The organism is Pseudomonas sp. NFACC51 (assembly GCF_900103575.1).
Taxonomy (GTDB): Bacteria; Pseudomonadota; Gammaproteobacteria; order Pseudomonadales; family Pseudomonadaceae; genus Aquipseudomonas; species Aquipseudomonas fluorescens_Q.
In genome coordinates this window covers 19,950-32,409 of the sequence record NZ_FMXH01000021.1, presented here as the reverse complement: position 1 = coordinate 32,409, position 12,460 = coordinate 19,950, and the positions used below count along the sequence as shown (strand labels likewise).

General features: G+C 60.0%; 14 protein-coding genes. 4 read left to right on the top strand and 10 right to left on the bottom strand.

The features are described 5' to 3' along the window. Positions 1-48 precede the first annotated feature (48 nt). Positions 49-1,587, bottom strand: coding sequence for a murein biosynthesis integral membrane protein MurJ (gene murJ / locus BLT00_RS28645; protein ID WP_092150614.1), 1,539 nt, complete (start codon positions 1,585-1,587; stop codon positions 49-51). 254 nt (positions 1,588-1,841) lie between these two features. Between murJ and rpsT the strand changes: the two genes are divergently transcribed. Then, positions 1,842-2,120 carry a 30S ribosomal protein S20 gene (gene rpsT, locus BLT00_RS28640; RefSeq protein ID WP_003185593.1) on the top strand — a complete coding sequence of 93 codons (279 nt, stop codon included), beginning with the start codon at positions 1,842-1,844 and terminating at the stop codon, positions 2,118-2,120. 170 nt (positions 2,121-2,290) lie between these two features. Here rpsT and BLT00_RS28635 read toward each other — a convergent pair whose 3' ends face one another. From BLT00_RS28635 to rplU, 6 genes are all read right to left on the bottom strand, one after another. After that, entirely contained in the window at positions 2,291-4,327 is a 2,037-nt protein-coding gene (locus BLT00_RS28635) for a toxin-antitoxin system YwqK family antitoxin (RefSeq protein WP_092150617.1), read from the bottom strand. Positions 4,328-4,407: 80 nt separating this feature from the next. Then, positions 4,408-4,863, bottom strand: coding sequence for a CreA family protein (locus BLT00_RS28630; protein ID WP_003205733.1), 456 nt, complete (start codon positions 4,861-4,863; stop codon positions 4,408-4,410). A 9-nt stretch (positions 4,864-4,872) separates the two neighbouring features. Next, a complete protein-coding gene (proB, locus tag BLT00_RS28625) occupies positions 4,873-5,991 on the bottom strand; it encodes a glutamate 5-kinase (RefSeq protein ID WP_063324300.1) in 1,119 nt (372 codons plus the stop codon). A gap of 268 nt (positions 5,992-6,259) precedes the next feature. After that, the gene (gene cgtA / locus BLT00_RS28620; RefSeq protein WP_060740551.1) at positions 6,260-7,483 is read right to left on the bottom strand and encodes an Obg family GTPase CgtA; all 1,224 of its coding nucleotides are present in this window, start codon (positions 7,481-7,483) and stop codon (positions 6,260-6,262) included. A gap of 190 nt (positions 7,484-7,673) precedes the next feature. Next, positions 7,674-7,931, bottom strand: coding sequence for a 50S ribosomal protein L27 (gene rpmA, locus BLT00_RS28615; RefSeq protein ID WP_003205738.1), 258 nt, complete (start codon positions 7,929-7,931; stop codon positions 7,674-7,676). A gap of 35 nt (positions 7,932-7,966) precedes the next feature. Further along, on the bottom strand, positions 7,967-8,281 hold the full coding sequence (gene rplU, locus BLT00_RS28610; protein ID WP_003176051.1) for a 50S ribosomal protein L21: 315 nt from the start codon (positions 8,279-8,281) through the stop codon (positions 7,967-7,969). Between the two features lie 239 nt (positions 8,282-8,520). On the opposite strand from rplU, the gene BLT00_RS28605 reads away from it, so the two are divergent. The 3 genes from BLT00_RS28605 to BLT00_RS28595 all read left to right on the top strand — a co-directional run bounded on the left by BLT00_RS28605 (position 8,521) and on the right by BLT00_RS28595 (position 10,486). Continuing rightward, a complete protein-coding gene (locus BLT00_RS28605) occupies positions 8,521-9,489 on the top strand; it encodes a polyprenyl synthetase family protein (protein ID WP_072346139.1) in 969 nt (322 codons plus the stop codon). Between the two features lie 191 nt (positions 9,490-9,680). Continuing rightward, complete coding sequence (locus BLT00_RS28600; RefSeq protein ID WP_072346141.1) at positions 9,681-10,022, top strand: zinc ribbon domain-containing protein YjdM; 342 nt, start codon at positions 9,681-9,683, stop codon at positions 10,020-10,022. Positions 10,023-10,228: 206 nt separating this feature from the next. Then, positions 10,229-10,486, top strand: coding sequence for a PA4570 family protein (locus tag BLT00_RS28595; RefSeq protein WP_072411884.1), 258 nt, complete (start codon positions 10,229-10,231; stop codon positions 10,484-10,486). Between the two features lie 132 nt (positions 10,487-10,618). On the opposite strand, the gene BLT00_RS28590 is transcribed toward BLT00_RS28595, so the two are convergent. The 3 genes from BLT00_RS28590 to BLT00_RS28580 all read right to left on the bottom strand — a co-directional run bounded on the left by BLT00_RS28590 (position 10,619) and on the right by BLT00_RS28580 (position 12,403). Then, complete coding sequence (locus BLT00_RS28590) at positions 10,619-11,236, bottom strand: BamJ family beta-barrel-assembly machinery protein (protein ID WP_003205746.1); 618 nt, start codon at positions 11,234-11,236, stop codon at positions 10,619-10,621. A 204-nt stretch (positions 11,237-11,440) separates the two neighbouring features. Then, positions 11,441-11,929 carry a TIGR00645 family protein gene (locus BLT00_RS28585; RefSeq protein WP_003205748.1) on the bottom strand — a complete coding sequence of 163 codons (489 nt, stop codon included), beginning with the start codon at positions 11,927-11,929 and terminating at the stop codon, positions 11,441-11,443. Positions 11,930-12,061: 132 nt separating this feature from the next. Continuing rightward, positions 12,062-12,403 (bottom strand): PA4575 family protein, encoded by a 342-nt coding sequence (locus tag BLT00_RS28580; protein WP_013694243.1) that lies wholly within the window; start codon positions 12,401-12,403, stop codon positions 12,062-12,064. Between the last annotated feature and the right edge of the window lie 57 nt (positions 12,404-12,460).

The following is a 12,460-nucleotide window of genomic DNA, read 5'->3' as shown; positions in this document are numbered from 1 at the left end:
CGAACCGACAAAACCACTGCCCGCCCCGGGATTATCGAGGGCTGGCCCTCAGCTCAAGGCCTTGCGGTTGAAGTCCCGCAGACGGAACCCCATCAGCAGCAACATGCCGAAATACGCCACCACGCCGGCAACCACCAGCGCTCCCAGGCGCAGGAAACGCGCGAGCATCTGCCCTTCGCCCCAAGCCGGCATGAAATGCATCGCCCCCAGCAAAACCGCCGACATCACCGCCACGGCCACCAGCAGCTTGAGGCCGAACTTGCCCCAGCCCGGCTGCGGCTGATACATCTTTTGCTTGCGCAGTTGATAAAACAGCAACCCGGCGTTGAGGCACGCGCCAGCGCTGATCGCCAGGGCCAGGCCGGCGTGAGCCAACGGGCCGATGAGCAACAGGTTGAACAATTGGGTCATCACCAGCGTGAAAATGGCGATTTTCACTGGCGTGCGAATGTTCTGCTGGGCATAGAACCCCGGCGCCAGCACCTTGATCACGATAATCCCGAGCAGGCCCACTGAGTAAGCAATCAGCGCACGCTGGGTCATCAAGGCGTCGAAGGCATTGAACTGGCCGTACTGGAACAGCGAAACGGTCAACGGCTCGGCCAGGATCCCCAGGGCCAGGGAACAAGGCAGGACCAGCACGAAACACAAGCGCAAGCCCCAGTCGAGGATGCGCGAATATTCCTGGCGGTCCTGACTGGCGTAGGTCTTGGCCAGGGTCGGCAACAGGATCGTACCCAGGGCCACACCCAGCACGCCGGACGGCAGCTCCATCAAGCGGTCGGCGTAATACATCCACGACACCGAGCCGGCCACCAGGAACGAGGCGAAGATGGTGTTGATGATCAGGGAAATCTGGCTCACCGACACCCCGAGGATCGCCGGCAACATCTGCTTCATCACCCGCCACACGCCGCTGTCGCGCAGGTTCAGCCGTGGCAGGACCAACATGCCGATCTTTTTCAGGTGCGGCAGTTGATAGAGCAATTGCGCCAGGCCACCCACCAGCACCGCCCAGCCGAGGGCCATCACCGGCGGATCGAAGTACGGCGTCAGGAACACCGCGAACACGATCATGCTGACGTTGAGCAGGGTCGGCACAAAGGCCGGCACGGAAAAACGGTTCCAGGTATTGAGGATCGCCCCGGCCAGGGACGACAGGGAAATCAGCAATATATAAGGAAAGGTCACCCGCAGCAGGTCGGAGGTGAGCTGGAATTTTTCTGGCGTATCAGTGAAGCCCGGGGCCGTGGCCCAGATTACCCATGGCGCGGCGAGCATGCCGGCCGCCGTGACCAGCGCCAGCACCAACGTCAGCAGGCCGGTGACGTAGGCAATGAATGTGCGGGTCGCTTCGTCGCCCTTCTGGCTTTTATATTCCGCCAGGATCGGCACGAAGGCCTGGGAGAACGCCCCTTCGGCGAAGATCCGCCGGAGCAGGTTGGGCAACTTGAAGGCGATGAAGAAGGCGTCGGTGGCCATTCCGGCACCGAATATCCGTGCGATCAGTGTGTCGCGAACGAACCCCAGGACACGGGAAAGCATCGTGATAGAGCTGACGGCAGCCAACGATTTGAGCAGATTCATGAAAAGAGTATTTGCCTGTCGATAAACAGCAGGCGAACAACGCGCCCACTTGTGCGATACTCCGCGCCGCTAAACAGTGCAGAGCCAAAGCCCGCGAGTTTACAGGTCGCACGCCGGAAAGAAATCCTTCGGTGCGCGGTACCTGCCATTCAGCGGAACGCGTCACCCGCCCTTGACAAGACCTCAACTCATCGGCATGATTCGCGGCCTATTTTGTTTGCTATTTCCTAAAAAGTCTTTCGAGGAGCTCGACGGTGGCCAACACACCTTCCGCCAAAAAACGTGCAAAACAGGCTGAGAAGCGTCGCAGCCACAACGCCAGCCTGCGTTCCATGGTCCGTACCTACATCAAGAACGTAGTTAAGGCCATCGACGCAAAAGACGCTGAAAAAGCTCAAGCTGCTTACGTTCTGGCTGTGCCAGTTATCGACCGCATGGCCGATAAAGGCATCATCCACAAGAACAAGGCTGCTCGCCATAAGAGCCGCTTGAATGGCCACGTAAAGGCCCTGAACGTTGCCGCTGCTGCCTAAGCGACGCGCTCGTTAAAAAACCGACCTCAGGGTCGGTTTTTTATTGCCCGCAATTTACCCCCCTTGCGGGAGCAGTGAATCAGCTTGCCTTGATACTGAATGCACCACCACATCGCGAGCAGGCTCGCGATGGCGTCAGTGAAAACAGACATCTCCACTAAAGCCCCGCACTATTCCCCAAAATTGAAAACCACCGGCTTTGGCGGAGGACAACCACCAGGCGGCGGGAAATTCTGCACACCCGCCTCGTCGTATCCAGTGTAACAACCCACTATCTTGTCATCCTTGAAGTTCATGCGACGCTCAACCACACCCGTCGGGTAGTAGTAGACCGTCTCACCTTCGCGCCTGGCGTACGAGTAGTCCTTGTATTCGCGCCCCTCGACCGTTATCAGGCGAAAGCCCTGCTTGGCTTCAGAGTACTTCAACTGGCCATCGGGGTAGTACTCGTTGTGAGTCACGCGATCATCAGGCCCCAGCAGCACCTCCCGGACCTTGCGCCCCTCCCGGGTGTGGCGGGCACTTTGCTCATTACCGAACAGGTAATCACTCTCCGAGTCGAAATGCCCGTTATTGAAAGCCCCGCGCTGCTTGCCGCAAAGCTTGATACGGGTGTATTTCCCATCAGGCACGTGGCAATAGTTCCTGTCCGCTATCAACACCCCAGTCGCATCAAATGACTGCACGTTACCAATGGGCTCATCCCCCTCGTACGTTGCCACCGTATCGGGCTGACCATTGGGGTGATAGAGACGCAAGGCGCCCTCTCGCGAACCATGGCGCCACGAGATATCCGAAAGCAGCACGGCACCGTCATCGGTGTAGGTCAGCGCCCGCCCCTCGATCTGGCCGTTGGCATAGCTGGCCGAATAGGTGAGCTTGCCATTGGCCGCGTAGGTTTCTTTCAATCCATCCAGGACACCCGCGCGGTAATGCTCGACGAGCCGCAACACACCTGCGGCATCCACTTCGCGCAATTCGCCTTGCTTCTTGTCAGCAACAAAATCCACAACCTGGACACCACCGCCGTCCATTCTCAAGGTCCAACGGCCTTCCCGGACGCCCTGCGCATAACGCCCCTCACCCCAGGGCATTATCCAGTCTCCGTGCTGCTGCCCTGCCACGAAATCGCCGCGCTGGACAACCTCACCATGACGCACGCGCTCGGAAGGCCCGTCGAGATCACCATGTTTGTAAGTATCGAAGCCGGACATCTGCTCCTCATCGTCACGCGCCTCGATCGTCCAGCGCCCCTCATAGAAATCGTCGACGATCATGCCCTTGGAAACCGCACCCCCATCACTGACGACCCACGGCCCCTGGCGCAGTCCATCCACATAGGCGCCGGTGGACGCGTAGCCCGACTCGTCGAACTCCGCCCACTGGCCCGACCTCTTGCCCTGGATATAAGCACCCAGCGCCCAGAGCCGCCCATTACCCAAGACTGCCCAGGCCCCATCCTCGGAGCCCTGGTACACCGCTGGATCGGTTTCCCAGGCCATCCTGCTGACACGATAGGCAGAGCCCACATCCTCGTCCCGAGGCGGCACGCGCGCATAAGTCAGCGTGAGCCAGCGCCCTTCGCGCTGCTGGAAAGTCTTTTTGTAGGTGTCGCGATGAGGGTCCTCTGGCGGCTGCCCCACTGACGCCGGGACACCGTCGACGCCGAAGTACCCCACCAGCGTGCCACCCGCAGGCTCCAGCGTGTCGAACTCGGCGATACCGGTCTTGGGCAACACGGCGCTGTAATCGTAGGGCGGCAACTTGCCCAGCTCCTTCTGGACCAGCGCAGCAGTGAGGACCTTGCGATCAGCGGCGATACGATCCAATACCGGCTGCAATGTCTCGAGCCGGCGATACCCGCCGGTGGACGGCACGAACCGATAACCCTGAAGAGCGTACCGCCCCTTTGCCCGTGACAGCACGACCAACGTCTGGAGATCACTGTCGAGGCTGGCGTAGAACACCGACTCGACACTCGCATCGCCATACCTGTCGAGCACTTGCGGGACGCCATCCGGCGAATCACACAGGCATGAGTAGCCTACGACACCCTCGGCTTCGCGGATAAATGCCAGCGTCGCCCCACTCTCCTGGGAAGTTTTTATCAGCGGATGGGCCAGGTTTTTTTCGCTATAAAACGGCTCGGCCAAAGCCCCGACGGACACCGAACAACCCAATACAAACAGCAGCAAAAACGCACGCATACGAATCCCTTCGCGCCAAAAGCACAACACATCCATGGAGATAAAAAAGCGAGCCGATCGGCTCGCCCGTCATTCGCTACTTAACGCCAAGGCAAGATCGGAATAGCCGTCACCGCGTTCTGCGGGCTGCCCTCGATCACGCGATCGCTGTAGACCAGGTACACCAGCGTATTGCGTTTCTTGTCGAGGAATCGCACCACTTGCATGGTCTTGAACACCAGCGAAGTGCGCTCACGGAACACCTCTTCGCCGTCCTTGAGCTCACCCTTGAAGCTGATAGGCCCGACCTGGCGGCAGGCGATGGACGCCTCGGCGCGATCCTCGGCCAGGCCCAGGCCACCCTTCACGCCGCCGGTCTTGGCCCGCGACAGGTAACAGGTCACGCCATCCACCTTGGGATCGTCGAACGCCTCGACCACGATCCGATCGTTCGGCCCGACAAACTTGAACACCGTCGACACCTGGCCAATTTCTTCGGCCGAAGCCAGCAGCGGCACAGCCAGCAGCAAGCCGATCAATCCTTTTGCCAAACCCATGATTTTTCCTTAGACGAGGATCAGGTTGTCACGGTGAACCAACTCGGGCTCCGCCATGTAACCCAACAGACCGACAATCGCATCAGACGACTGACCGATGATTTTCTGTGCTTCCAGGGCGCTGTAGTTGGCCAGGCCACGGGCGATCTCGCGACCATCCGGGGCCACGCACACGACCATTTCGCCCCGACGGAAACTGCCTTGTACCAACTTCACGCCCACCGGCAGCAGGCTTTTGTTGCCTTGGGACAGGGCCACCACCGCACCAGCATCCAGTACCAAGGTGCCACGGGTCTGCAGATGCCCAGCCAGCCACTGCTTGCGCGCCGCCAACATGCCACGCTCCGGCGAGAGCAAGGTGCCGATGCGCTCGCCAGCTTTCAGGCGGTCCAGCACCCGCTCCAAGCGCCCACCCACGATGATGGTGTGCGCCCCGGACCGCGCCGCCAGACGCGCAGCGCGCAGTTTGGTCTGCATGCCACCACGACCCAGCGCACCACCCGTGCCACCCGCCACCGCGTCCAGCGCCGGATCGTCGGCACGGGCTTCGTAGATCAGCTTGGCGTCGGGATTGTTGCGCGGATCGGCATCGAACATGCCGTCGCGATCCGTGAGGATCACCAGCAGATCCGCCTCCACCAGGTTCGCCACCAGTGCGGCCAGGGTGTCGTTATCGCCGAAACGGATCTCGTCGGTGACCACCGTGTCGTTCTCGTTGATCACCGGGATGACTTTCAGCTCCACCAGCGCGCGCAAGGTGCTGCGGGCATTGAGGTAGCGCTTGCGGTCGGACAAGTCATCGTGGGTCAGCAGGATCTGCGCCGTATGGCGACCGTGCTCGGCGAAGCTTGATTCCCAAGCCTGCACCAGGCCCATCTGGCCGATGGCGGCGGCAGCCTGCAGCTCATGCATCGCGCTGGGTCGCGACGTCCAGCCCAGGCGGCTCATACCGGCGGCTACAGCCCCGGAAGAGACCAATACCAGCTCGACGCCAGCCTCATGCAAGGCCACCATCTGCTCGACCCACACCGCCATTGCCTGGCGATCCAGGCCCTTGCCATCCGCCGTCAGCAGTGCGCTGCCGATCTTCACGACCCAGCGCTGCGCCCCCGTCACCTTGCTCCGCATCATCTTCAACCTTTGCCAGCGAACGGCGCGACCCAGCGCCGCCCATGGGATTATTCGTATTTGCGTTTTACAGATACCAAAACGCCGCTCGAATGAGCGGCGCCTTGGAAACCGGCTGGCTGCGATGATAACACCGCGCCGAAACACTTGAACCTGTGGGAGCGAGCTTGCTCGCGATTGCATGGGGCCAGCAATTATTGATACCGGCTGTCACACCGCTATCGCAAGCAAGCTAGCCCCCACAGGCCTTGACTTCAACTGAGCAGCATCAGTCGCGAACGTAGATGATTTCCGGACCGTCTTCGTCATCCACATCTTCTTCATCCCAATCGTCGTCACCAATGTCATGGACCGACTTGACACCACTGCGACGCAGGGCACGCTGGTCGTCCAGCGCCTGCAACTGGGCACGGGCCTCGTCTTCGATGCGCTGGTCGAGCTCGGCGAGCTCTTCCTTGTAGGCCGGATCGTTGGCCAGGCGGTCGGCGCGATCCTCCAGGTAACGCATGATGTCGTGACACAGGCGCTCAGTGCCCTCTTTGGCGATGGCCGAGATCACGTAGACCGGACCTTCCCACTCCAGACGATCGACGATTTCCTTGACCCGCTCCTCATGCTCTTCTTCAAGGATCTGGTCGCACTTGTTCAACACCAGCCAACGGTCGCGCTCGGCCAGGGCCGGGCTGAACTTGGTCAGCTCGTTGACGATGACTTCAGCAGCATCGGCAGCATCGGTTTCATCCAGCGGCGCCATGTCCACGAGGTGCAACAACAGACGGGTACGGGACAAGTGCTTGAGAAAACGAATCCCCAGGCCCGCGCCCTCGGAAGCCCCTTCGATCAACCCTGGAATGTCGGCGATTACAAAACTCTTCCAGCGGTCGACGCTGACCACGCCCAGGTTCGGCACCAGGGTGGTGAACGGGTAATCGGCCACTTTCGGCTTGGCCGCCGACACCGAGCGAATGAAGGTACTTTTACCGGCGTTCGGCAAACCCAGCAGACCCACATCGGCCAACACTTTCATTTCCAGCTTCAGGTCACGCTGCTCGCCTGGCTTGCCTGGCGTGGTCTGGCGCGGCGCACGGTTGGTACTGGATTTGAAACGGGTGTTGCCCAGGCCGTGCCAGCCGCCATGGGCGACCAGCAGACGCTGGCCAGCCTTGGTCAGGTCGCCAATCACTTCCTGGGTGGCCGAATCGATCACCGTGGTGCCGACTGGCACGCGCAGGATCAGGTCTTCGCCCTTCTTGCCGGTGCAGTCGGTGCTGCCGCCGTTGGAGCCACGCTCGGCATCGAAGTGCCGGGTGTAACGGTAGTCCACCAGGGTGTTGAGGTTTTCGTCGGCGAGCATGTAGATCGAGCCACCATCGCCCCCATCACCGCCGTTAGGGCCACCATTTTCAATGAACTTCTCCCGACGGAAACTCATGCAACCATTGCCGCCGTCGCCGGCCTTTACTCGAATCGATACTTCATCAACAAACTTCATGACACACGCCTCTCGCCATACGGACGAGCCAAAAAAACAAGACATAAGACTCTTGCAAAAATGAGCGCAGCGACCTGATGACACGCCCCAACCGCAGCGCCGACAGCCCATACAAACAGTTTTGCAAGAGACTCACCCCACAAACGAAAAAGCCCCGTCGCAAGACAGGGCTTTTCCAGCGGTCTCGCAATTAAGCTGCGATAACGCTTACGTAACGACGACCGAAGGCGCCTTTTACTTCGAACTTGATCACGCCTTCGACTTTAGCGAAGAGGGTGTGATCCTTACCCATGCCCACGCCGTAGCCAGCGTGGAATTGGGTGCCGCGCTGACGCACGATGATGTTGCCTGCTTTGATAGCCTGGCCGCCATACATCTTCACGCCAAGGCGTTTGGCTTCTGAGTCGCGACCGTTACGGGTACTACCACCAGCTTTTTTGTGTGCCATGAGTTCAATTCTCCTAGTGAGGAATTAGGCTGAAATTAAGCCTGAATACCGGTGATTTTGATCTCGGTGTACCACTGGCGGTGGCCCATACGCTTCATGTGGTGCTTACGGCGACGGAACTTGATGATGCGGACTTTATCGTGACGACCTTGGGAGATCACTTCAGCCACAACGGTAGCGCCAGCAACGACTGGAGCGCCGATATTCACGTCATCGCCATTGGCGACCAACAGAACGCGATCAAAAGTCACGGATTCGCCGGTAGCGATTTCCAGTTTTTCGATCTTCAGGTATTCACCTGGGGCGACCTTGTATTGCTTGCCACCAGTAACAATTACTGCGTACGACATGGTATTTCTCCGATAATCCTGCTCACCCAGCGCTTTATAAGAAGAGGTATTGGCTGGCATGGCTGCATGGGCTGGAAGGCCCGGATGCAATTGCGTAAGGCAGGTGCTGCCCAGGAAGTTCAGGGTGCGCGATTGTACGCAAGCCGCGAGAGCCTTGCAAGTAGCCGTCTATCGCGCCTTGACACCTGCGGACGTGGGTCCTAGCATGCCGCGCAACCCTTCTGGAGCACCTGTCGCTGATGCAACCCCAAGCTTTCTACCGCGCGGTGGCGGACGATTTTAGCGCCGTCGACGGCATCATCAAGAAGCAGCTGACTTCCCGCGTGCCTCTGGTATCGAAAATCGGCGACTACATCACTTCGGCCGGCGGTAAACGCCTGCGTCCTTTATTGGTGCTGCTGTGCGGCAAGGCCCTGGGTCGCGAAGGCGATGACATGCGCCTGCTGGCCGCCACCATCGAATTCCTGCACACCGCGACCCTGCTCCACGACGACGTGGTCGACATGTCCGGCATGCGGCGCGGTCGTTCGACCGCCAACGCCATGTGGGGTAACGCCCCCAGCGTATTGGTGGGCGACTTCCTCTATTCGCGCTCGTTCGAAATGATGGTCGAACTGGGCTCGATGCCGGTGATGAAGATCCTGTCCCAGGCCACGCGCATCATCGCCGAGGGCGAAGTGCTGCAGCTGTCCAAGGTACGCGATGCCAGCACCACCGAAGAAACCTACATGGAAGTCATCCGCGGCAAGACCGCGATGCTCTTCGAAGCCTCGACCCACAGCGCCGCCGCCCTGGCCGGTGCCAGCGCCGAGCAGAGCGAAGCGCTGCGCACCTTCGGCGACCACTTGGGCGTGGCCTTCCAACTGGTGGACGACCTGCTCGACTACAAGGGCGATGCAGAAACCCTGGGCAAGAACGTCGGCGACGACCTGGCCGAAGGCAAGCCGACCCTGCCACTGATCTACACCATGCGCGAGGGCACGCCTGAACAGGCAGCACTGGTGCGCCAGGCGATCCAGAAAGGCGGGATCGAAGACCTGGAAAGCATCCGTGTCGCGGTCGAAGCATCCGGTTCGCTGGAGTACACCGCGAAACTGGCCCGGGACTATGTTGCCCGCGCGATCAAATGCCTCGACGCCCTGCCGGCCAGCGAATACCGCGATGCGCTGGTGGAGCTGAGCGAGTTTGCGGTCGCCCGTACCCACTGATACAAGGTTTTCCTGTGGCGAGGGAGCTTGCTCCCGCTGGGCTGCGCAGCAGCCCCTTCAAAAGTATCCACGGTCGCTACGCAACCGAGCGGGAGCAAGCTCCCTCGCCACAGGACGGCGAACTCCCATCCCAGCCACAAAACCCTATATAATGTGCGCCCTTTTGCCCTCCTGATACCCAAGGAACCTTAGTGAGCACGTTGCCTCCCTGCCCGAAATGCAATTCCGAATACACCTACGAAGACGGTACTCAACTGGTCTGCCCGGAGTGTGCCCACGAATGGTCCGCCAGCGGCGAAGCTGAAACAGCGTCCGACGATACCGTGAAGAAAGATTCGGTCGGCAACGTCCTGCAGGACGGCGACACCATCACCGTGATCAAGGACCTCAAGGTCAAGGGCACGTCGCTGGTGGTCAAGGTCGGCACCAAGGTCAAGAACATCCGCCTGTGCGAGGGTGACCACGACATCGACTGCAAGATCGACGGCATCGGCCCGATGAAACTCAAGTCCGAGTTCGTAAGAAAAGTCTGATACTGCTGTATTCCATCCCATACCCCGCGTGTGGGATGGAGCCTCGCCCTCTCCGCTTCGCCCCCATTTCTCGGACGTTAGCCAACTGCCAGGCGTTCTGAGCTGCCATAACCCACCGTCAGAAAAACAATCGCAACGCCAATAGAGCCTTGCTATTTAGCGAATAAGAATTATTCTCATCGAAACCCATCAAGGAGATGAGAACCATGACTTATTTGATCGATGCCTGGCTGGACCGCCCACATCCCTATCTCAGGATCCTGCATCGGGAAACCGGGGAAGTCTGTGCGGTGCTTGAAGAAGAAGCCTTGAACGAGCTGCAGGACCAGGGGGACCTGGACCTCAACAGCCTCAATTCCAGTGAGCCGTTGGTGCTCAAGGAACTGGTGCGCAATCTGTTCCTGTTCTGCTACGCCCGGGCATTGCGCCCGACGGGTGATTTCAGTGGCAGGCTCCACGGATGAACGCAGAGGTCATGTGGAAGCGGGCTTGCTCGCGAAAGCGGTGGGTCAGTCAACGATAATGTCGACTGACAGTCCGCATTCGCGAGCAAGCCCGCTCCCACCTATTTGCCCGGCGTTAAACCAGGCAGGGTCTTACAGTACGTCCAACAACTCGACGTCAAACACCAGCACGCTGTGCGGTGGAATGCTGCCAACGCCTTGAGCGCCGTAAGCCAGTTCGCTCGGCACGTACAGGCGCCATTTGCTGCCGGCGTTCATCAGTTGCAGGGCTTCGGTCCAGCCTGGGATCACGCCGCCAACCGGGAATTCGGCTGGCTGGCCACGATCGTAGGAGCTGTCGAACACAGTGCCGTCGATCAGGGTGCCGTGGTAATGGGTACGCACCTGGTCTTCACGGGTCGGCTTGGCGCCTTCACCTTGGGTCAGCACTTCGAATTGCAGGCCGGAAGCCAGGGTGGTGATGCCTTCACGCTTGGCGTTTTCGGCCAGGAACGCACGGCCTTCGCCAGCGGCGGCTTCAGCCTTGGCAGCGGCTTCGGCTTGCATGATTTCACGAATGACCTTGAAGCTGGCGGACATCTCGTCCTGGCCCACGCGGCTTGGCTTGCCGGCGAACGCGTCGGTCAGGCCGGCCAGGATGGCGTCCAGGCTCACGCCCGGTGGCGGGTTGTCGCGCAGTTGGTCGCCCAACTGACGGCCAATGCCGTAGCTGACGCGGGTTTCGTCGGTGGACAGGTTAACTTCGGACATGATGCTGCTCCGCTGTGCGGACGGCTCGAGAGTTGCCGTGCGTGACACAGCGCCTCCCGGAGCGCCCGGAACCAAAAGGGCGAGCAGACTAGCACAGATGCCACCGCGGGTGACGAGCCCCCTACGTCAAAGCAAGCCGCCCGAAACGACAACGCCCGCCTGCAATTCTACAGGCAGGCGTTGTGTCAGCGTGGTGAACCGACCTCAGTGCTTGGTCAGTTTGTCCAGGTAGCCCATGGCGAATGCCGAGACCACGAAAGTCATGTGAATGATCACGTACCACATCAGATGCTCGGGATCGACGTTCTTGGCGTCCATGAAAATGCGCAGCAGGTGGATGGAGGAAATGGCCACGATCGAGGCCGCGACTTTCATCTTCAGCGATGAAGAGTCCATGGTGCCCAGCCAGTTGAGCTTTTCCTTGTCGTCGCCGATGTCCAACTGCGAGACGAAGTTCTCGTAGCCGGAAATCATCACCATCACCAGTAGCCCGCCCACCAGCGCCATGTCGATCAACGACAGCAGCACCAGGATCAGGTCCGACTCGGCCATGGAAAACACGTTGGGGATGACGTGAAAGACTTCCTGGAAGAACTTCAGCGCCAGGGCCAGCAAGCCCAGGGACAACCCGAAGTAGATCGGCGCCAGCAGCCAACGGGAGGCGTACATTGCGTTTTCGATAAAGCGTTCCATTGAATCTCACACCAGGGCTGAAAAATCGCGGCGAGTATATCAGCCACGACCGGCCCCACAAACGCCGGGACCGTCCCAGGTCCCTGCTCTTGTGTCAAAATTTTACTGCCGATGCCCGTGCGGTGATGGCCTTCAATGCAGCGGACGAAACTCGAAGCCGCCGACGTTGCGACAACGGCCTCCATTGATTTCACGCAGTTGGGCTTGCATGTGCAGGGACCATATCTGCGGGTCATCGGCCAGCTCGTAGCCGTGCAGCGTCAGGCTTTGCACAATGGTATCGAGGATGGATTCGGCGGCAGTCGGGCCGGGAAATGGCCCTTGGGCCTTGATGGCAGAAGGTTGTTCACCGGCCATTCCGGCGGCGAAGAGCAAGGTCCACATACCGGTATCTCCCGCCAGGGGGCGGATGGCGCATTCGATACGGGTGACAAGGCCCAGGCATTGACGAGTGAGGCAAAGGTTGCGCGACATGGCGGCGCCCCTCGGTAGATCCGGTATTCAGCCCCGGGAGGAGGCTGTTTCGATCCG

Coding starts and splice junctions, on each gene's coding strand:
- BLT00_RS28605 (WP_072346139.1), top strand. CDS start 8,521: ATGCAACCCCAAGCTTTCTACCGCGCGGTGGCGGACGATTTTAGCGCC.
- BLT00_RS28585 (WP_003205748.1), bottom strand. CDS start 11,929: ATGGAACGCTTTATCGAAAACGCAATGTACGCCTCCCGTTGGCTGCTG.
- rpmA (WP_003205738.1), bottom strand. CDS start 7,931: ATGGCACACAAAAAAGCTGGTGGTAGTACCCGTAACGGTCGCGACTCA.
- BLT00_RS28630 (WP_003205733.1), bottom strand. CDS start 4,863: ATGGGTTTGGCAAAAGGATTGATCGGCTTGCTGCTGGCTGTGCCGCTG.
- proB (WP_063324300.1), bottom strand. CDS start 5,991: ATGCGGAGCAAGGTGACGGGGGCGCAGCGCTGGGTCGTGAAGATCGGC.
- BLT00_RS28595 (WP_072411884.1), top strand. CDS start 10,229: ATGACTTATTTGATCGATGCCTGGCTGGACCGCCCACATCCCTATCTC.
- BLT00_RS28580 (WP_013694243.1), bottom strand. CDS start 12,403: ATGTCGCGCAACCTTTGCCTCACTCGTCAATGCCTGGGCCTTGTCACC.
- cgtA (WP_060740551.1), bottom strand. CDS start 7,483: ATGAAGTTTGTTGATGAAGTATCGATTCGAGTAAAGGCCGGCGACGGC.
- murJ (WP_092150614.1), bottom strand. CDS start 1,587: ATGAATCTGCTCAAATCGTTGGCTGCCGTCAGCTCTATCACGATGCTT.
- rplU (WP_003176051.1), bottom strand. CDS start 8,281: ATGTCGTACGCAGTAATTGTTACTGGTGGCAAGCAATACAAGGTCGCC.
- BLT00_RS28635 (WP_092150617.1), bottom strand. CDS start 4,327: ATGCGTGCGTTTTTGCTGCTGTTTGTATTGGGTTGTTCGGTGTCCGTC.
- BLT00_RS28590 (WP_003205746.1), bottom strand. CDS start 11,236: ATGTCCGAAGTTAACCTGTCCACCGACGAAACCCGCGTCAGCTACGGC.